Here is a 22209-nt window from a genome sequence, read left to right on the forward strand (position 1 = left end):
CATTATCTGGAGGTTTATTGTGAAAAAGAAAAAAAATTACTCATTCGAAGCAAGAAACAGTTTATTAATTAAATTATATGTCTTATCGGTAGCTTTGGCAGGCATTATTTTGCATGCAGGAGGGATCCCCTTTCTCACTAATCTTATTGGTATTCTATTCGGTGTAACCACCATTATCATAGCAACATTAATGCACAAATTCCATAAAAAAATCAATTGGATCCCTTATTTTCTTATTGTCAGTTTAGCTATGATGACAGTCTTTATGCTACTAAACAGACCGGCTATTACTACCTATTTACTTGTGTATTATAGTGTTATTATTATCTCACTTTATCATAATTATCGTTATGTGATTGTATCTGGTTTCTTTGGAGTGATTATTACGAATTACTTTGCGATCAATTATGGTGAGGAAACAATAGTGGGGTATGATTCGGTTTATTTAGCTTCATTGAATCTATTGTTTATATTAATGACGACCTTTTTAATCTACCAAAGTATTATTGGGAAAAGTATTCAAAATGATACCGAGGTAATAGCTAGTGAGGCAATGAAAGCAAAGGAAAACATGGGAGAAATCGTCGATCATGTGCGATCTACTGTAAACAAATTAGAAGAAATTAATGTTGAGTTAACAAACCATTCGAGCTCTACAAATGCCTATGCCAATGAATTAGCACTTACCTTTAAAGAGATTTCTAGTGGGGTTGAAAGCCAATCAAATAGTGCAATGGAGATGAGTGAATCGATATACTCCATCAATGAAGAAGTGGATAATATTTCTTCAAGTGCGAACACAATGAAGGATCGAGCATTAAACACAAGTGAAATGGTGAAGTCTGGTTCTGTTAAAGTAGAGCAACTAAACAAAACAATTTCTGAGCTAGATCACACTTTACAAACTACCGTAGAAGAAATGAAAGAATTAAATAGTTCCACTGCTAAAGTTGGTGATATTCTACAGACTATTTCAGATATTGCAGACCAAACAAATCTATTAGCATTGAATGCAGCGATTGAGGCTTCCCGTGCGGGCGAAAGCGGTAAAGGGTTTGCAGTAGTAGCTCAGGAAGTGCGTAAACTTGCCGAACACTCCATTCAGTCAACAAACGAGATAGGAAATATTTTAACGTTAATTCAGGATAAAGCAAATTCTGCGACAACGAGAGTGACACAAAGTGAAAACACATTCAAAACGAGTAAGGATTTAACGAATGAAACAGGTTCAGCATTCAATAGTATTGAACAGTTTGTTATGGAGTTGCAAGAAATTTCGACGGAAATCAATCAAAAAGTGGAGCTGTTGAGTAGTTCATCTGCAACCGTTGTAGACGAAGTAAACTCTGTTTCTAGTGTTTCAGAAGAGTTAAACGCCTCTGCTGAGGAAGTGCTAGCTAGTGTAGAAGAACAAAATGCGAAAATTACGGGCTTAAATGAAAAAGTTAAAGATATGGATCGTTTAACCAAAGAGCTAAATGCTGCTGTAACTACGGCATAATAGTAAAAATGAAGAATGAAGCCTAAAAATATTTCACTCTATTTTTTTGAAAAAATTTGTTAAAGACGAGGATTGTCCCTCTTCTTTTTGCTTGTGGTCTAGTTTTTTTACTAGACCACAAAAAAATATTAGAAAGTCGTTTTCTTATGTTGAATTAACGATTATATTGTTTGAATTATCCAATTATTCGGTTATATGTAACAGGGATAAGTTAACGGATGTTTGAAAACATAGATGAAGAGAATATAATTGTTACGAACATTTTTTGTGAAGGGGTTTAAATAGATGCATATGTTAAGTGATCAACTATTATTTGAAGTTTATGAAAAGGCAGTAGAACTTAGTTTAGATAGAAACTTTATTCAGTTAATCAAGCAGGAGATCAAGAATAGAGAGGCAATAAAGAAAGTACATTAATTGCCTCGTAACCTTCTTAAAAAATTATTTCCAATTTGGCCATATTTACTAAAAAATCGCTAAATAATGATACAATATAGTTGTAAAGTGACATGGGAAGACTTGAGCTCAAATAAGGGGAAAATAAAGCGGTTTAGGATGGTTAATTCTTCGTTCTTCACAGAGTGGTCCGAGTTCATGTTGAACCAACTATATTATCGTTGTTAAATGAAGTTTCACTTTATCTGAAAATACTTGACTTAGCAAGGAAAGTACGTGCTATTGTTTAGTTTTGGGGAGGCATTGTGATTGGATTCAAAAATTAAATTAGTTATTGCAGATGATAATTTAGATGCCCAAGAAATAATGTCAACCTTTATTTTACCTATTGAATTTTTAGAATTAATCGATGTTGTTGATAATGGAGCGAGTCTGCTCGAAGTAACTATTAATCGGAAACCAGACTTAATACTTGCAGATATTAATATACCGAAATTAAATGTCGTTAAAGCGGTTTCATCTTGTTTGGAGGTGAATCCTAATGTAAAGTTTATTTTTTTAACGGCATATCAGGAATATGCAGTGGATGTATTTGAGTTGAATGCAGTCGATTATCTAATCAAACCAATTAAAAAAGAACGCTTATATAGTGCTTTAGAAAAGGCAAGACGAATGATATTAGACCCTATACAACAAGCAAAAAAGATACTGACAATCCAAATGAATAGAAATAGTTATTTCATTCATTTTCATTCTATTATATGTATCGAAAGAGCGAATAGAAAGACAGTGATTCACACGTTAGAAGAAATCTATGAAACAAATGAATCTTTAGATAGTATTTCTAAACGATTAAACAGTGATTTTTATCGTACTCATCGTTCTTTTATTGTTAATGTATATAGTATTTCTCATATTAGTTTAGAAGGGGAGACATATCTTGCCCACCTAAAAAACTATCCACATCATGTACATGTTTCCAAACGTCGCATAAAAGATTTGTACAAAGAAATTTCTTATTCAAGCAAAGAGCCCTAGGAGTGGATTAAGGGTTCTTTTTTTTTGTCTAATTTGCGACATAAAATAGGGAGTTATAGTGTTGACTAAAAGTGATAGAATAAAAATTTGTTGAACAGTAATGTGATTGGTCGTTTGATTTGTAATTATTGTTAAATTAGTTCTCCTGAAGGGTATTTGAATAGATAAGTAATCATAAGGAAGTATGAATATACATTCTTTAGACATAACTATTATTTATTAAAAATATTAGAGATGTTAAAGGAAAGGGTTATATGACTAGAAAGAAAGGGATATATCAGTATTTTTAGTGAACACTATTTCTTTTGAACTGGCGACATTTTCAAATTCCAATAATAAGTTGAGATAATGATATAGCGACCTACTAATTAATGTGCTAAAATTAAATAACAAAAATAACAAAAATAACAAAAATAACAACGATAAAAAATATGAGGTGGAAATATGGCGAGAAAAAAAATAACGATGCAAAAGATAAGTGAAATTGCTGGAGTATCTAAGTATGTAGTGTCAAAAACATTAAATGGGAAGCCGGGAGTAAGTGAAACTACGAGAAAAAAAGTACTAAATATTGCAAAGGAACTAGGGTATTTTAAGGGAGATATTCTGGCAACGAGTGATGGGAAAAGAGATAAGAATGGTGGTTTAATTTTAGTTGTAGTCCCTAATCAAAATGAGTATTTTGAAAATTCACCGTACTGGGGAAGGGTGATTGACGGTGTTACGTCGGGTATCTATGAAAAAAATTTAAATACAATAATTATGACGGAAAACCAAGAGATAAAAGAACATATAAATATTAAAAAACTAATCGGTATTATTTGCGTTGGGCAAATATCTACTGATTACCTGCTAGATTTACAACGACTTGCTGTACCAATAGTGATGATAGATAACGAAGATGCACTAATAAAATCTGATACCATATTTAAGGATAACTTCGGTGGAGTTAATAGAATGACTAAACACTTAATCGCGTTAGGACATACTCAAATAGCTTTTGTAGGTGATATTAATTTTTCGCTCAGTTTCTATGATCGCTGGTTAGGTTTTCGAATTGCTTGTGAACAAGCTGGGGTTAATACGGAACACTCTCAGGCGCAAATATCCCTTGCTTATCATAATTTTGAAAACAAATTTAATGATTGGATAGCGCAAAACGAGAAGAAACATTTATCTTTTCCCACTGCATTTGTTTGTGCCAATGATGATATCGCTGTAAATACAATGAAGGTTTTGACAAAACAAGGCCTTTGTATACCGGAGGACTGTTCAGTAACGGGGTTTGATAATCTTGAGGTCGGAATGTATACAACCCCGCCAATCTCGACAGTTCAAGTAATGAAAGAGTCTATTGGAAGACGAGCGGTTTCGAAACTTCTATGGAGAATTAACCATGAACAATTCCCGCCGGAAAAAATATTAGTAGATGGTGATTTAATGATAAGAGAATCTGTATCTTCACCAAAAGTAAAAGAGTAGAAAAAAAACTTTTAATTCACCTCTTAAAGTGTTATTATAAAACGTATAATTAATAACAAATATAATAACAAAAATAACAAAAGAGGTGTAAGAATGGAATTCGTTAAAGGGATGACATGGGGTTGGATAGGTACTAGAGGGCAATGGAAAACAACGGAAGCCGAACATTCGATGGAAGAAATGGTAGACAGACTGGGTGTGAATTGGACTGCTGTTGCATTTCAAGCGCAACAAAAAACAGCACACAGTACGGAAATTAATTATAAGGATTCCCCTGTCGTAACAACTGAGGAAATATATTGGGCTATAGACAAAGCGAAAAGCTTAGGTTTGAAGATTTGTTTAAAACCAGTTGTAAATTGCACGAACGGGACATGGAGAGCTCATATCAACTTTTTTGATCAAGATGTACCGGGGGAGCCGTCATGGACAGAATGGTTTAATAGTTATGAAGAATATATTCTTTATTATGCAAGAATGGCGGAGGAAACAAAATGCGAAATGTTCTGTATTGGTTGTGAAATGGTCCAGGCTGATAAAAGGGATTTCGAGTGGCGTCGATTAATTAAGAAAGTAAGAGAAGTGTATTCTGGAACAATCACTTATAACTGTGATAAGTATCAAGAAGACCGTTTAACATGGTGGGATGCAGTAGATATGATATCTTCTAGTGGTTATTATCCTGTCGGAACATGGGATAAACAAATTAAACGAATTGAGAAAGTTGTTAAAGAACAAAACAAACCATTTTTCTTTATGGAAGCAGGTTGTCCAAGTAGAACTGGTTCTTCAAATGCTCCTAATGACTGGAATCACGTTGGAGATGTCAATGAGGAAGAACAAAATGATTATTACAAGGAAATGTTTGAAAAACTTGATTCAGTACCTTGGTTTTCAGGCTATGCATTATGGGATTGGCCTGCAAAACTATACAACAGAGATACAGCATCAAAAAATACTGATTACTGTGTATACGGAAAAAAAGCAGAAGAAACAATTAAATACTATTATTCGAAAAAATAATTTCATTTTTTTCATTACCATATTTACTAGAAAAATAAGAAATGCTGCTTGTTAAGAGTTTGTAGAATGTTTTTATTAATTTTAGATGCGAAAAAAGCGAAAGGTGGGAGAAGGCTATTCCTTCCTTTCAATTTACAACACAAAGGGGGAGAGTGGAGGTGGGGAGAAAGAAAGAAGAGCAAATCGATTATGAAACGTTGTTTAATGAAAACTCCGACAAATTAAAAAAACCTTTCCTTTTTTTAGCTGCGGTTTATAAAGGACAGAGACTAAACTTATTTTTTTCTTTTTTCTTTTTTCTAATTAAGCATTCGCCTGTATGGATCATTCCTATTATTACTGCCAATATGATTAATATCGCAAGTAATCCAGCGGAAAGAGACCTTAGCGGGATATGGATTAATTTACTCGTTATTAGTATTATTATTGCGCAGAATATCCCTGCTCAATATTTCCACATCAGTTTTTTGAGTAAAGCGTCCCGTCAAGTGGAGTCTGGATTACGAAGTACTCTAATGAGGAAACTTCAACACTTATCAATCTCTTATCACGGTGAGTTGAGGGCTGGTAGATTACAAGCGAAAGTTCTGAGAGATGTCGAGAATATAGAGGTGTTATCCAAGCAGATTATGTTTACATTTTCTGCAGCAATAACAAATGTTGTTGTAGCAATTGGTGTTACTGCTTATCAAAATGGAATTGTTGCGTTGTTTTTTATTTTGGTCATACCAATTGGGATAGGGTTAGTCTATTTCTTTAAAAAAAGTTTGCTGTCGAGGAACCGAATTTTTCGTAAACAAATTGAAACGATGTCAGGTCAAGTTACTGAAACATTAACCATGATTCCGGTAACTAGAGCTCACGGTTTAGAGGACTTGGAAATAGAGAAAACCGATCATACTCTCCAGAATCTAAAAGGAAAGGGGTATCGTTTAGATCTAGCGGAAGCATTATTCGGCGCGTCTGGTTGGGTTGTCTTTCAGATGTTCCAAATGTTTTGTCTTGTGTTCACGTCCATCTTAGCATTACGTGGACAGATACAGGTTGGTGATATCGCTATGTATCAAGGTTTCTTCAACTCTATTTTGATGTCCATAAATCATATTATTAATGTATACCCACAATTAGCAAAAGGATATGAGTCAATCATATCCGTATCTGAAGTATTATTATCTAATGATATCAATGAATATAACGGAACGAAAAAAATTGAGCATATTGATGGAAACATCCAATTCAATAACGTGTCTTTTCATTACAATGATACAGCCAAGCATGTACTACGAGATGTAAATATAGATGTGAACCGAGGAGAATGTATCGCATTAGTTGGAGAATCAGGGGCTGGGAAATCAACTATATTAAGTATGTTAGTAGGATTTTATAAACCAACGAAGGGAAGTATTCTTATCGATGGAATAGCTCTCGATGATCTTGACTTACAATCATATCGGCAGAAAATTGCTGTTGTGCCTCAAAATACAATTTTATTCTCAGGATCGATTAGAGAGAATATTATGTATGGGTTATCTAATGTGAAAGAAGAAAAAATACAAGAAGTAATTGAGATGGCTAATTTACGTGATGTTATTGAAGAGATGCCTGATGGAATAGAAACTCATATTGGAGAGCATGGTAACAAAATGTCAGGAGGGCAACGCCAACGGATTGCAATTGCGAGGGCAATTATTCGTAACCCGCAGCTGATATTATTGGATGAGGCTACATCAGCTTTAGACAATAAATCAGAATTTAGGATTCAAGAAGCGATACGAGAGCTAATCAAAGGGCGAACGACGTTTATCGTTGCGCACAGATTATCTACAATTCGTGATGCAGATCGAATAATAGTTATGAAGAATGGAGAATGTGTTGAAACCGGGACATATGAAGAGTTACTTGAAAAGAAAGGTGAATTCTATCAACTGAAACAAATGCAAGGATAAGAAATAACTGCAAAACCAATTTGTGCGATTTGAGGGGAAGTTTAAAATGGAAAATACTATACTACTTACAAACTGGAAATTTAAATCTCCTAGTGAAACATGGTTAACTGCTAAAGTGCCTGGTTGTATTCATTCAGATTTGCATAGTCATTGTATTATTGATGACCCATTTTACGGGACCAATGAAAAGGACCTTCAGTGGATTGATAAACGAGACTGGGAGTACGAAACGGCTTTTTATTTGGATGAGAGGATGTATAACCATTCCAACCTAGAACTAGAGTTTTCTGGTTTAGACACTTATGCTAATGTCTATTTAAATGGCCAACTTATTTTATCAGCAGATAACATGTTTAGAACATGGAAGATAGATGTGAAAAATTATATTAAACAATCAAATAACACGCTGCGAATTTTGTTTAAGTCTCCAATTCATGAAGACTTACCAAAGCTAGAAGAGCTAGGATATAGCCTGCCTGCAGCGAACGATGATTCTGAAATGGGCGAACTAGGAGATAAAAAAGTAAGTGTTTTTGCAAGGAAAGCCCCTTATCATTATGGTTGGGATTGGGGACCGCGCTTTGTTACAAGTGGAATTTGGAGAAAAGTAATGTTAAGAGGTTGGAGCAATGCTCACATTGAAGATGTATTTATTCAACAAAATCAAGTAAGTGAAGAAAGTGCGGATCTAACCGTTATAACTGAAGTTCACTCCGATGCTAATTTAAATGCACATATTCAGATAACTACAAAGGGGATAGATAAAAAAATACCGATCGCTTTAAAAAAAGGTATGAACAAAATCACACTAGATTTGACGATCGCAAACCCTGAATTGTGGTGGTGCAATGGTTTAGGTGATGCTACTTTATATAATTTTTCAACATCTTTATTCGTAGAGGACGTAGTGTTGTCTCAAAAAGATGTCAGAACAGGCTTAAGGTCTGCTAAATTAGTTAGAAAAAAGAATAAAGCGGGAACGAGCTTTTATATTGAATTGAATGGAAAACCGATATTTATAAAAGGTGCGAACCATATCCCAAATGATAGCTTTAATGACAAGGTAACGATAGGACAATATAGACATGAAATTGAGTCAGCCGTGAAAACAAATATGAATATGCTTCGAGTATGGGGTGGAGGCATATATGAAAATGATGAATTTTACCAATTATGTGACGAATACGGGATACTTATTTGGCAAGATTTCATGTTTGCTTGTAGTATGTATCCTGGTGATGATGATTTTCTGGAATCTGTAGAACATGAAGCGGTTGACAATATAAAAAGATTAAGAAATCATCCTTCAATCGTTCTATGGTGTGGAAATAACGAGATCGATATGGCTTGGTCACATTATAATGAAGAATCTGGATGGGGTTGGAAAAATAACTACACGCAAGAAGTAAGAAATAAAATCTGGAGTGATTACGAAAAAATATTCCATGAAATCCTGCCTGAAGCAGTGTTAGAATTCTCTCCTGGAATTGATTATTGGCCTTCTTCACCTATGTGTGGTTTAACCGGTGACGAAACTCAACACAGTTCTAATGAAGCTACTAGTGGTGATATTCATTACTGGGGTGTATGGCATATGGAGGAGCCACTAGAGAATTTTAATAAATATGTCGGAAGGTTCATGAGTGAATATGGATTTCAATCATTTCCGGAAGAGAAAACAGTGCGTACTGTTGCTCAAGACAAAGATATGTTTCTGGAATCAGAAGTTATGCTCAACCATCAAAAAAATAACAGAGGTAATCAACTTATAAATGAATACATGCAAAAATATTATAAAAAGCCAAAAGATTTCCTTTCTTTCCTTTACATGAGTCAAGTTCTACAAGGGGAGGCAATGAAAATTGCTATCGAAAGTCATCGTCGTCACAAGCCTTATTGTATGGGGACGCTTTATTGGCAGATGAATGATTGTTGGCCAGTTGCGTCATGGGCTAGCATGGATTATTTTGGTAGATGGAAAGCTGCACAATACTTTGTGAAAAGAAGCTATCAAGATACGATTGTTTCTATCATTGAAAAAGATAACAAAGTAGATGTTTATGTGGTTTCTGATAAGCTGAATTCTTTCGTAGGGCAAATTAAATGGCGATTAGTAACCTTCTATGGAGATATTTTGGATGAGGGTGTTATGGAAACAAAAATTGAGTCAAATTCATCCAAAGTAATCATTTCTTTAGATCGTGATAACGTTCTAAAAGACCATCCTTTAGAAAAGAGCCTGTTGTCAGTGCAATTATCAAGCGAATCTAGCTTATTAGATGAAAAACAATACTATTTCTTATCATTAAAAGAAATTGAACTAAAGAAACCCACAATTACAGTTGATCAAATAGAAGATAATGTTATTGCTTTGCGCACTGATTTCATAGCTAAGCAAGTGCACCTATCAACGGAGGAAGAATGTTTATTATCTGATAATTATTTTGATCTTGTGCCTGGTGAAATTAAACTTGTTGAATTTGATCAACAATTCGATCTTCACGATCTGAAAATTCGTACTATGTATGATTACATTGAAAATGAATAGAAATATTTTCATTCAAGAAATATCCGACACACAATTAAGAAAAGTTGAGTATTTCCTGATCTACAGGCTGCTGCGTGTAGTGCTTGCCAAGGGTTTTGAGAAACACGTATGGAGAACATTGGGAAAATGCTACGAAAGTATGTGCTACTAACTCCCATTTTAATTAGCGAAGAGGATAGCAATACAAAAATTAAGATTCTAAGGGGGATTAGCACTAATGATAAATAATGAAAAAAAGCAATTTTATCGAAGAATGTTGTCTTTTGCCATACCGATTATTATACAGACGCTGATCACCTCTTCTCTAAACATGGTCGACTCTATAATGGTCGGCCAGCTGGGAGTTAATAGTATAGCAGCTGTAGGATTAGCCAACAAAGTTAACTCCATGTTTTTTATTATTTTGCAAGGATTTGCTACGGGAGCAGCAATTTTTGCGGCTCAATATTGGGGGAAGAAAGATAGGTTAGGTATTGGTAAGATAACTGTGATTACTTTTGTAATTATAAGTGCAGTTGCAACACTTTTTATGGCAATTATTCTTTTGTTTAGCAAAGGTGTGATTAGCCTTTTCTCTAGCGATCAAGAGGTTATACTTTTAGGAGCTAGCTACTTAACGATTATAGCTTTTTCTTATATAACTACAGGAGTAACAATATTATTTCAGGTTATTTTAAGGTCTATGGGTGAAGTGAAATCAGCAATGTACGTGAATGTATTTGTCATTGTTTTAAATACGTTTTTAAATTATGTATTTATTTTTGGAAGTATAGGTATGCCTGCTTTCGGGGTTCAAGGAGCAGCATTTGCAACAGTTTTTGCGAGATTAATGCAATGTATTCTTTTGATTTTACTCGTAAAGAGATTTAATGTATTATCCGTATTACGTAAACATAGTTTTAGACAAATCTTTGACTTTGCACTAATTCGTAGATATGTTGATATAGCAATTCCGTCAGTAATTAATCATGTTGTATGGACATTAGGTGAAGTGACATTCTTCTGGCTATATGCCTTTCTCGGGACAGATGTTGTTGCAGCTGTAACTCTAGTCGATCCATTGATATTTGTTTTCATGGCTTCTTTTATTGGTATAAGTGATGCATCTTCGATTATGGTTGGTAACAGTATAGGTGCTAATAAAAATGAGTTGGCCTATACACATTCGAAACGATTTTTAGTGATTACATTTATGCTTTCTATTATGGCGGGTGTAGGTATACTGCTAGTAGCACCACATTTTATTAAGCTTTATAACGTAACACCACAAGTGGTAGAGAATGCGAGAAGCGTATTACTCATATACGGACTCATTATTACCCCCAGGTTTTTAAACATGGTTAACAATATGGGGATACTTCGTGCGGGAGGTGACACCAAGTTTGTATTGTATTTAGATTTGTTAGGAGTTTGGTTGGTGGGGATTCCGGTGGCAGCGATAGCAATATATTTTCAATTACCACTGTATGTGGTGTTTCTATTAGCTAATTCACACGAGATAGTAAGGGTGGTGTTCGGATTGAAGCGGACATTATCAAAAACTTGGTTAAGAGATATTACAGAAGTAAAGAGTAGAGGTGAAGGGATAGTTATAAGCGCAGCTAAGAAAAATAAATTCAGTTAATTGATAAAAAAAGTGGAAGTAAGTTAATTCATACATTATAATTAAGTTAACGTTTAGTTAAAAAGGAGATGTTAATTTTGATTCATGAAATGTACTTTACATTACAAAGTAAGCAAGAGGAATTATTGAATAAGAAAAATGAAAAAAATAGCGAGTTCTACAATGGTATTTATGATCGATATCAGCAAGCTGTTGTTACTCGCCATCATATTCCATTGCATTGGCGTTTTGATTTAAATAAAAACACCAATCCTCATTTTATGGAACGATTGGGAATAAATGCAGCGTTCAATGCTGGCGCCCTTTATCATGATAACAAATATTACTTAGCTGTAAGAGTTGAAGGGTTAGATCGTAAATCTTTTTTTGCTATTGCGGAGAGTGATAGTGGGGTAGACGGCTTTAAATTTTTAGACAAGCCTTTAACTTGGGAAGATATTGACAAAGAAGAAACAAATATTTATGATATGCGCCTAGTAAAACATGAGGATGGTTGGATTTATGGCATTTATTGTTCTGAGCGGAAAGATCCTAGCGCTCCTGAACATGATACTTCAAGTGCAGTAGCTCAAGCAGGTCTTGTTAGAACAAAAGATTTAAAAGATTGGGAACGTTTGCCAAACATTGAAACACCATCACCTCAACAACGAAACGTAGTTCTTCATCCTGAATTTGTTAATGGTAAATATGCATTTTACACAAGACCACAGGATGGATTTATTTCTACAGGATCTGGTGGAGGAATTGCTTTTGGCCTGTGTGATGATATATTGCAACCAGTAATTAAAGATGAAGTAGTTATGGATCAAAGGGTGTACCATACTGTTTATGAGGTGAAGAATGGTCAAGGTCCAGCTCCTATTAAAACGGATAAAGGTTGGATCCATATTGCTCATGGTGTGAGAAATACTGCGGCTGGCCTTAGATATGTATTGTACACATTTGCGACAAGTTTAGAGGATCCAACCAAAGTGATCGCAAAACCAGGTGGGCATTTTATAGCTCCGTATGATAGAGAAAGAGTTGGAGATGTATCGAATGTTATTTTCTGTAATGGTGCAGTAGTAGATGAAAAACAAAATGTGTATATTTACTATGCTTCTAGTGATACGCGTACGCATGTTGCGACAACAACCATTGAAAAACTAGTGGATTACACGTTCAATACCCCTGAAGATCCACTTCGATCATTGGATTGTGCAAAACAAAGAGTAACTTTGGTAGAGAAAAATAACGTATTAATACAGCAGGAAACAAAATAATAGATTAACTAGAATACGATTATACGTAGGGGTTGTGAGAGACTTCTAAAATAGTCGTATTCTTTTTATGTATCAATAATATAAAAAGGATGGATGAAAAATGACTTTAGCAATTGGAATAGATATTGGAGGAACAAAGACTGCAATAGGAGTTCTCAATCGAGAAGGAAAACTATTAAGTAAGGTTATTATCCCTACGGATCAAAGTGTAGCTCCTAATATAATGATGGATAGAATAAACACGAATATGCAACAATTAATCAATGATTTAAACATCAGTAAAAAAGAAATACAGGGAATAGGAGTTGGTGCGCCAGGTCCTATTGATACAAAACTAGGGAAAATAGTCTGCCCCCCCAATTTACCGGGCTGGAATGATTTTAAGTTAGTAGAAGATTTGGGAAGGCGAGTAGGATTAGAAGTGAAATTAGAGAATGATGCTAGTTTAGCTGGTTTGGCTGAGATGTGGATTGGAACAGCTAAGGAAGAGAAGGACTTTCTATATATGACGATAAGTACAGGCATCGGAGCAGGAATTATTATAAACGGAAGTCTTGTGGCAGGTAGTACAGGAAATGCCGGTGAAGTTGGACATATGGTTGTAGATCCTTCATACGGAACGTGTAAATGCGGTCAGAAAGGATGCCTAGAATGGATTGCTTCAGGAACAGCTATTGCTAGACAAGGCACAGATCTACTGAAAAAGGATGTTACGACAGAAGAAGTATTCAAGATGTATTTCAATAAAGATGTTCAAATCGTTGAGATGGTTAATGATATATTTGACCGATTGGGAATGGCTTGTGTCTCATTAATTAATCTGCTTGATATTAATCTTCTTGTATTAGGTGGAGGGGTTTCTAAAGTTGGTCAGCCAATGATTAGTTCTATTGAAAAATATATTCAAAACTATGCACTAAACCCTAAAGCTAGGGAAACAAAAATAAAGCAGGCTTCATTGGGTGGAGATGTAGGTATCATTGGTGCGGGAGCTCTTATACTACGTCAATAAGTTTATATAACTTTACTTTTATATAAAAATAAAGTTACTCAAAAATAAATTATTAAGTTCATATTTTAAAACATAAAGAAAAAGTATTGACAAGTAAACGGTTACAATATAAAATAAAATTGTTACTTAAACGGTAACTATAAAATATAAAGCTGAGAGGGGTAAAAAAAGAGATGAAGAAAAGTTTATTATTATTTTTGGCTAGTATTCTGTTAGTCCTCGGTCTTGTTGTAGGTTGTGGTAATGGGGAGGAAGAAGAACAAATGACAGGTAACAACGGAACTTCTGATGAACAACCAGATGAAGGGGAAACAGAAGATTCTTTATCTGGTTCTATTACAGTCTTACATCACAGAACGGACATTAATGATACACTATTTCGTGATTATAGAGACGCTTTCAATGAAAAATATCCAGATGTAACTGTTAATTTTGAAGTAATGACTGACTATGATGGACAAGTGAGAACACGTATGAGTACAGAAGACTATGGTGATGTACTTATGCTTCCTGAAGTTGACGCTCAAGAATTTGAACTATTCTTCGAGCCATTAGGTACTGTAGAAGAAATGGAAGATGAATACTTAGAAATTACGACTTCCTCTTATGAAGGAACTGTATACGGTATTCCAACTGCGCTAGGGTTCCCAGGTATTGTTTATAATAAACGTGTCTTTGAAGACGCTGGTGTAACTGGTCTTCCAGGCACACATGATGAGTTTATTGAAGCGATGCAAGCAATTGCTGATAATACAGATGCTATTCCGTATTACACAAACTTTGCTGCTGGCTGGACGATGACTCAATTTGAATCCAATGTAACTGTTGTGGCGGGAGATTTTGAATACTATGACGTTAACCGTCTTCATACGGAAGATATTTTCGCTCCTGGCATGCCACACTATGATACTTACAGACTATTGTATGATGTAGCTGCGAATGACTTAATTGAAGCAGATCCATATACAACAGATTGGGAACTTTCTAAAACTATGATGGGTAACGGTGAGATTGGAGCAATGGTATTAGGTAACTGGGCAGTTCCTCAAATGATGGAAGCTGCTGAAAACCCTGATGATATCGGATTTATGCCGTACCCGACAGACGCAGATCCAACCATAATTCCTATTGAGTCTGACTTCACAATTGGAATTAATAGACATAGCAATAACAAAGAGGCGGCTCGTGCGTGGGTTGATTTCTTTGTTCATGAAACAGACTATGCTACCGAGGCAATGGGAGGTGTTTCTCCTGTTAGAGGCGAAGCATTACCATCTTTATTAGAGGATTTAGGTGTTGAAGTAGGTAATGTAGTACCTACGCCTGTTGGAGAAGAAGGCTTAATTGGAGATATTGATAACCTTGCTGAGATTGGTTTCTGGGAGCCTGACTTTAAATTGCGAATTGTTGAGGCAGCAATCGGAAACAGAGATGAGTCTTTCGACGATATCATGAACGACTTAAATGAAAGATGGAACACTGCAAGAGAAACTGTTTTAGACTAACTAATAGTGGGACTTACTGAATAAATCAGTGAGTCCCAATTTTTTTATCAAAATGTAGTACAATTCATTTAAGAATCATTGAATAAAATAAAAATAAAATGAAAAAAATTTACGGGAGTACACCTAGGCTGCTGTAGCGCATATATAAATGCAAAATGAGAAACTGTTTAATTTATTGTATTTAATCTGATTTTAAGAAACTTTCCTAGATAAATTCACTTGTGATATTGTATGAATAGAATATTGCTGTTATATGTTATCCGCTAGCATAGATGAAAAGGCCCTTCTATTTTCCAACTCCCCTATAGCATGGTACTTCGCAGTGGAATTGATAGTGTTTTCTTTTCGTTTATCAACTGTTGAGTTATCATAGAGCTTATTACGATAAGTAAGCAGTTGCGGGAATAACTTCCCCCTACTTATTAACTTTATCTGAAAGCAAAACTAAAGGGATATTTGTTTAGTTAATGGTATACTTGTTATTGGAAAAAATTTATAAACTTGACAAGGAGAAAAAAAATGTCGATAATTAAGTAAGGCAATCGTTAATTTAAGTAGATATAGTTTGTTTTTTAAAAAACGATTTAAGCTAACGTTTGCTCAACCATAGAAATAATGATAGTGAGGATTTTGCATATGAAAAATCGACAAGTAACAATGAAAGATATCGCCAAAAGAATGGGTGTTAGTAGTGTAACAATCTCTAAAGCGCTTAATGATAAAGATGGCGTCAGTGAAGAGTTAAAAGCCGAAATAAAAAGGGTTTCTATAGAGATGGGTTATAGGATTAATACATTAGCAAAATCAATGAAAGAAGGCTACTCCTATAATATAGGAATCTTAATTCCTGAAAGATTTACTGGAGATCTACAATCATTTTATATGAAATTTTATAATCAAGTATCAAAAGTGCTGGAAAATTATAATTATTATGCTATCCTTGAAATTCTTGATAAAAAGGACGAAGAAGAATTGAATTTCCCAAGAATTTATTCGGAAAATAAAGTGGATGGAATTATTGTTTTGGGTCAACTCAATAATGATTATATAGAAATGTTTCAGAATATTGACATACCAAATGTATTTTTGGACTTTTATACAGATAATTCCCAGTTCGATTCTATCGTAACGGATAATTTTTATGGTGTATATGAACTTACCAACTACCTTATCAAATTAGGGCACACTAACATAGGCTTTGTCGGTAACATTCACTCAACAAGTAGTATACAGGATAGATATTTAGGGTATTATAAATCATTACTTGAGCACAATATACCTTTAAAAGACTCCTATATATTTAAAGATAGGGACGATTACGGAAAGTATTTAGACATTGAGCTCACAGGTGATCTACCTACTGCCTTTGTATGTAACTGCGATCAGGTTGCTTATAATTTGATAAGAAGATTGAACAGTTTAGGTTACAACGTGCCAAATGATTTTTCAGTAGTTGGGTTTGATGATGATATTTACGCTAGTCTTACAACCCCGCCATTAACAACTGTAGCCGTTGATGTTAAAGAAATGTCTTCAGTGGCTGTAAAAATTATCATTAAGAAGATAAAAGATAAAACTGCTAAATATGGTCGAATTTTAATTAAAGGGAATGTAATCTATCGAGAATCGGTAAACCGTATAGACTGCTATTCTAAATCTTAGTATTGTGCATTAGTATTCCAAGGAGGTAACATGGTAAAGTTTATTACAACTTTTTATGATTTGATTTCAACTAGCCTTTTATACTATAAATATATCTTACAGGGCTTCTTAATATATAATTTTTTACCTGCCAATATAGCCCTACTTGCCACTGTGAAAAGAATCTGGAAAGGCACGGATCACAGTTCAATAAATGAGATATTCAAGGCAAATATGAAGAAATATGATCATAAAAAAATACAATCTTTTTGTATGTCAATACCAATAATCATTTTGTATTCTACCTTATTTATTTTACAGAATGAGTATAATGAAAATATTAACTTAATTCTATTATTAATTTTATTTTATCTATTATTTTTACACATAATTGTTCTAACTTTATATAGCTACCTGGCAATGGAGAATAATTATGGTTTCAAAAATACATTTTTAATTGCACTCTACTTATCTATAAAAAAATTATGGGTTTCTATTTCAATTATTGTATTGATTGTTTTGTTTTATCAATTAGCAATTTACAATTTTTTATTATTCTTATTTTTAGCACCCTTTAGTTATGCTTTAGCCATAAATGTGCTATTGGTTGCAATAGACACTCATGCAATACAAAAAAAACATGGGTCATTTTAACGTCCTAAACCACACCGTGGTTTAGGACGTTTTTAAGTTGTTGTTATTATGTTAAAAATTCATAACCTTACTGTGTAGTTAAGCTGCCTGCTTCTTAAGGAACAATCTAGATTAGACTATAACTAGAAAGATTGTGATTTTGAATAGAGTATAGAGAAACTAAACTCTTAGCCTAAACTCAAAATACATAGCATATGAGATTTATAGATGGATTAAAGTGTCTGTGTATATTGCATAGTATTCACTCTTGACAAGTAAGCGTTGACATAATAAAATGTTATTGTAACTTAAACGATAAACTAATACTTATGAATTGATTGGGGGAAAAAACTTTATTGTAATGTGTGGTTTAAGTATGTTTTTATGTTTTTTTAACTTTGATTAGATACAATAATGGAGGTACGGGGGTTGTAAAATGGAAAAAAAGCCAAAAGAAAAAAAATTTAATATGATGTCATTAAGTGATTTAAGCTATAAGAAGCAAAGAAGTATAATAATTATTGCTTTTTCTATTGTTCCATTATTATTATTATTCACATTTTCCTATTATCCACTTATGCAAATGTTTAGATATAGTTTCCATGAATGGAATGGATTAGGACCTGTTGAAAATTTTGTTGGTTTAGAAAATTATAAAACAATATTTACTGATCCAGAGTACTTCTCTGTTTTTAGAGTTAGTATTTACTACTTTGTCGCTACTTTTTTTCAAATGGGATTTGCGCTCTATTTTGCAACAATTCTAAGTTTTGATGTGAAGTTTAAAAATTTCTTTAAAGGAGTCTTATTCTTTCCTTACTTATTAAATGGTGTTGCTATCGGTTTTATCTTTCGTGTGTTTTATACCGGAGGAGGAACTCTTGATAGTCTGATGGAAATGTTTGGTTTAGGAGAATATATTCAGTTTTGGCTTCGTGACCGAAGTATAGTTAATATTTCTCTAGCTGCTACATCGGTTTGGAGATATATGGGATTCAACTTTATTATTTTCTTAGGTGCAATACAATCTGTTCCAAGGGAAATTTATGAAGCTGCTGAAGTGGACGGAGCTAACCGCTGGCATCAATTCAGATATATTATCCTTCCAAGTATTAAAAGAATCTTACAATTAAATATTATCCTTGCAATTAGTGGTGCAATAAGTGTATTTGAAATTCCGTATATAATGACTCAAGGTCAAAACGGTACAATGACTTTTGTAATTCAAACCCTAGATACTGCATTTAAGTTTAGAAAAGTTGGGTTAGCTTCAGCAATGGGTATAGTGTTGTTAATAATCGTTCTATTGGTAACACTTGTTCAAAAAACTTGGCTTAAAGAAAAGGAGGCCTAGAAATTGTATAAAGTAAAATCTTTTTCAGGATCATTTATAAAATATGCTTCTTTATTTATAGGGGTAGCTGCAGCGATAATACCAATTTTAGTAGTGTTCTTTTCTTCATTTAAAACAACAGAGGAATATAGAACAACCAATATTCTCACTGCACCCGAAAGTTGGTTGAATTTCGAGAACTATCGTAGAGCATTTACAGAAGGGAATATGTTGGTAGGTTTCTTTAACACGATTTTTATATTACTTGTGGCCATTGTATTCTCTATTTTAATAGGTACAATGATTGCTTATATTTTAAGTCGTTTTCAGTTTAAGTTTAGTAAAGTTATGATTGGGTTGTTTTTGTTTGCCGTGTTAATTCCAGGTATTACAACACAGGTAGCAACATTTCAAGTTATTAGTTCTTTAGGTTTATTTAATACAAGATGGGCTGCTATTCTGTTATTTACTGGAACGGATATAATTGGGATTTATATATTTCTGCAATTCCTTGATAGTTCGTCGCTCTCATTGGATGAATCTGCAATGATTGATGGTGCAAGTTATTTTACAATATATCGCAAAATAATACTTCCACTGTTAAAACCAGCGATGGCTACTGTATTTATTATTAGAGGAGTAGCGATCTATAATGACTTTTATATTCCATTTCTCTATATGCCGGCTGAAAGATTGCAAGTAGTATCAACGTCACTGTATAGATTTATGGGGCCTTTTGGGGCGCAATGGGAAGTTATTTCTGCTGGTATTATCATTGTTATCGTGCCAACTTTAGTCTTATTTATATTTTTGCAAAAGTATATTTATAACGGTTTTACTCAAGGGGCAATGAAAGGTTAAAATTTAGTAAATTATAAGGAGAGATTTCATATGAATAAATTTAATATTATAGGAGAAGCATTACCGAATATACCGTGGGAAGAAAAACCAGAAAATCATCACGCCCCGGTTTGGAGGCATTCTCAAAATCCTGTGATCAAAAGAAATCCTGTAAACGGAGTATCTAGAATTTTTAACAGCGCAGTAGTTCCTTATGAAGGTAAATACATTGGTGTATTTCGTGCTGAGTTAGTGAACGGTCGCCCTCACTTACATTTAGGGTGGAGTGAAGATGCACTGAAATGGGACATCGATGAAAACAGAATTGAATTTGTTGATGAAAATGGCGATCCTTATCAACCGAATTATGCGTATGACCCAAGGTTACTAAAAGTAGAAGATACGTATTATATCATTTGGTGTACTGATTTCTACGGAGCTGCAATTGGTGTGGCGAAAACAAAAGATTTCAAAGAATTTGTTAGACTAGAAAACCCATTCTTACCATTCAATCGCAACGGAGTTCTGTTTCCGCGTCGAATCAATGGTAACTATGTAATGTTATCGCGCCCGAGTGATAGCGGTCATACTCCGTTTGGAGATATTTTCTTAAGTGAAAGTCCTGACCTAACTTTTTGGGGTAAACATCGCCATGTAATGAGTAAAGGTGGAGATGGTTGGTGGCAAGCAGTGAAAATTGGTGGTGGCCCAGCACCTATTGAAACATCTGAGGGATGGTTAATGTTTTACCATGGTGTTACCGGAACATGTAATGGTCTTGTGTATAGCATGGGAAGTGTAATTTTAGATTTAGAAAACCCATCAAAAGTTAAATACCGATCTAAAAACTTTGTCTTAACTCCAGAAGAATGGTATGAGGAAAAAGGTTTTGTGGATAACGTTATCTTCCCTTGTGCAACGTTGACCGATGCAGATACTGGTCGAATCGCTATTTATTACGGCGCAGCAGATACTTATGTTGGGGTTGCTTATACAACGGTTGATGAGATTATAAAATATACCATAGAAAATCATGAAGATATTGCAGATGATAATGAATTAGGAAAGTAAATAGTTGAAATGAAAAAGGTAAGCCCTAAAAGGTTTACCTTTTTTCATAAAAAATGAAGGTGGGGGAAATGATGAACTTAATGCGTTTGAAAGAAGACATTGAAAAAGAATTAATTGAAGGGATTTTGCCATACTGGGCCAACAAAACCATTGACAAGGAAAATGGTGGTTTTTATGGATATATAACTAATGATGAAGAAATTCTTTTAGAGTCAGAAAAAGGTTGTATATTAAATTCGCGCATTCTATGGACCTTTTCTAAAGCGTTTAGAACGTACGAGAACAAAGAATACTCAGAAATAGCCAAACACGCATATCAATTTTTAAAAGAAAGCTTTACAGATGAGCAATATAAAGGTTTATATTGGATGGTGGACTCCGAAGGTCAGCCAACAGTGACAAAAAAACATGTGTACAACCAGTCGTTTGGCATCTATGGGCTTTCAGAGTACTATCTAGCAACAGGTGATAAAGAGGCGCTGGACTTAGCAAAGGAACTTTTCGAACTAATCGAAAAACATGCCTATGATAATGTTCACGGTGGGTACTTTGAAGCCTTTACGCGGGAATGGAAAGTTGAAGAAGATTTGCGATTAAGTGATAAAGATTTAAACTATCCAAAATCTATGAATACACATCTTCATATTATGGAAGCATATACAAATTTATATCGAGCTTGGAAAGATGAAGCTTTAAAAGAAAAGCTGGTTTCGCTGATTAATATTTCAATTGATAAAATTATAGATAATAATAGGTTCCAGTTTAAACTTTTCTTTGACGAAGCTTGGAACTCCAAGTCAGAGATAATTTCTTATGGTCATGATATTGAAGGAAGTTGGTTGTTATTTGAAGCTGCTGAAGTAGCAGGGGATGAGCAACTTATTGCTAAAGTGAAAAATATTACAATAAACATGGCAGACAAAGTCTATGAAGATGGTTTCGATGATGATGGTAGTATCTTAAATGAAGCGGATCAGACTTCTATAGTTGATGCGGATAAGGTTTGGTGGGTACAAGCAGAAGGGATGGTAGGTTTTTTTAATGCTTTTGAAATTACAAAAGATCCAAAATATCTAAAAAAAGTATTTGGTTTGTGGAGCTTTTTAAATGATTATATGATTGATCATCAAAATGGTGAATGGTATTGGAAGGTTGCAAAGAATAGAAAGGTATATGAAAACATGCCAAAAGTAGAACCATGGAAATGTCCATATCATAACTCCCGCTTTTGTTTTGAGCTTATCGAACGAATAAAAAAACAATACTAGCTTTATGTAAAGTTAAGCCATTGAAAGTAGGCTATATTTCAATGGCTTGTCTTACTTAAAAATGTACTTTATTTCTATAATTTAGA

At 34.1% G+C, this 22209-nt stretch carries 17 protein-coding genes; all 17 read left to right on the forward strand.

Annotated features, from left to right (window positions below; genetic code table 11):
* The first annotated feature begins 19 nt into the window (after positions 1 to 19).
* Positions 20 to 1501: a methyl-accepting chemotaxis protein gene (locus OWO01_RS16065; RefSeq protein WP_268779855.1), complete on the forward strand. Its 1482-nt coding sequence runs from the start codon at positions 20 to 22 to the stop codon at positions 1499 to 1501.
* 285 nt (positions 1502 to 1786) lie between these two features.
* Entirely contained in the window at positions 1787 to 1918 is a 132-nt protein-coding gene (locus OWO01_RS07665; protein WP_268779856.1) for a sporulation histidine kinase inhibitor Sda, read from the forward strand.
* Between the two features lie 288 nt (positions 1919 to 2206).
* Positions 2207 to 2935: a LytR/AlgR family response regulator transcription factor gene (locus OWO01_RS07670; RefSeq protein ID WP_268779857.1), complete on the forward strand. Its 729-nt coding sequence runs from the start codon at positions 2207 to 2209 to the stop codon at positions 2933 to 2935.
* 444 nt (positions 2936 to 3379) lie between these two features.
* Entirely contained in the window at positions 3380 to 4417 is a 1038-nt protein-coding gene (locus tag OWO01_RS07675; RefSeq protein WP_268779858.1) for a LacI family DNA-binding transcriptional regulator, read from the forward strand.
* A gap of 93 nt (positions 4418 to 4510) precedes the next feature.
* Positions 4511 to 5440: a glycoside hydrolase family 113 gene (locus OWO01_RS07680; protein ID WP_268779859.1), complete on the forward strand. Its 930-nt coding sequence runs from the start codon at positions 4511 to 4513 to the stop codon at positions 5438 to 5440.
* 158 nt (positions 5441 to 5598) lie between these two features.
* Positions 5599 to 7386, forward strand: a complete 1788-nt coding sequence (locus OWO01_RS07685; protein ID WP_268779860.1) for an ABC transporter ATP-binding protein — start codon at positions 5599 to 5601, stop codon at positions 7384 to 7386.
* A gap of 46 nt (positions 7387 to 7432) precedes the next feature.
* Entirely contained in the window at positions 7433 to 9934 is a 2502-nt protein-coding gene (locus tag OWO01_RS07690; RefSeq protein WP_268779861.1) for a beta-mannosidase, read from the forward strand.
* Between the two features lie 217 nt (positions 9935 to 10151).
* Positions 10152 to 11558: an MATE family efflux transporter gene (locus tag OWO01_RS07695; RefSeq protein ID WP_268779862.1), complete on the forward strand. Its 1407-nt coding sequence runs from the start codon at positions 10152 to 10154 to the stop codon at positions 11556 to 11558.
* A gap of 77 nt (positions 11559 to 11635) precedes the next feature.
* Positions 11636 to 12820 (forward strand): glycoside hydrolase family 130 protein, encoded by a 1185-nt coding sequence (locus OWO01_RS07700; protein ID WP_268779863.1) that lies wholly within the window; start codon positions 11636 to 11638, stop codon positions 12818 to 12820.
* 100 nt (positions 12821 to 12920) lie between these two features.
* Positions 12921 to 13832 carry an ROK family protein gene (locus OWO01_RS07705; RefSeq protein ID WP_268779864.1) on the forward strand — a complete coding sequence of 304 codons (912 nt, stop codon included), beginning with the start codon at positions 12921 to 12923 and terminating at the stop codon, positions 13830 to 13832.
* 173 nt (positions 13833 to 14005) lie between these two features.
* Positions 14006 to 15337: an ABC transporter substrate-binding protein gene (locus OWO01_RS07710; RefSeq protein WP_268779865.1), complete on the forward strand. Its 1332-nt coding sequence runs from the start codon at positions 14006 to 14008 to the stop codon at positions 15335 to 15337.
* A 636-nt stretch (positions 15338 to 15973) separates the two neighbouring features.
* A complete protein-coding gene (locus OWO01_RS07715) occupies positions 15974 to 16999 on the forward strand; it encodes a substrate-binding domain-containing protein (protein WP_268779866.1) in 1026 nt (341 codons plus the stop codon).
* Positions 17000 to 17029: 30 nt separating this feature from the next.
* Positions 17030 to 17632, forward strand: coding sequence for a hypothetical protein (locus OWO01_RS07720; protein WP_268779867.1), 603 nt, complete (start codon positions 17030 to 17032; stop codon positions 17630 to 17632).
* Between the two features lie 448 nt (positions 17633 to 18080).
* Positions 18081 to 18965 carry a carbohydrate ABC transporter permease gene (locus tag OWO01_RS07725; protein ID WP_268779890.1) on the forward strand — a complete coding sequence of 295 codons (885 nt, stop codon included), beginning with the start codon at positions 18081 to 18083 and terminating at the stop codon, positions 18963 to 18965.
* 3 nt (positions 18966 to 18968) lie between these two features.
* Complete coding sequence (locus OWO01_RS07730) at positions 18969 to 19805, forward strand: carbohydrate ABC transporter permease (protein WP_268779868.1); 837 nt, start codon at positions 18969 to 18971, stop codon at positions 19803 to 19805.
* Positions 19806 to 19835: 30 nt separating this feature from the next.
* On the forward strand, positions 19836 to 20855 hold the full coding sequence (locus OWO01_RS07735) for a glycoside hydrolase family 130 protein (protein ID WP_268779869.1): 1020 nt from the start codon (positions 19836 to 19838) through the stop codon (positions 20853 to 20855).
* 71 nt (positions 20856 to 20926) lie between these two features.
* Positions 20927 to 22123, forward strand: a complete 1197-nt coding sequence (locus OWO01_RS07740) for an AGE family epimerase/isomerase (RefSeq protein WP_336283904.1) — start codon at positions 20927 to 20929, stop codon at positions 22121 to 22123.
* Positions 22124 to 22209 lie beyond the last annotated feature (86 nt).

This window comes from Natronobacillus azotifigens (assembly GCF_026805325.1).
GTDB classification, from domain to species: Bacteria; Bacillota; Bacilli; order Bacillales; family Amphibacillaceae; genus Natronobacillus; species Natronobacillus azotifigens.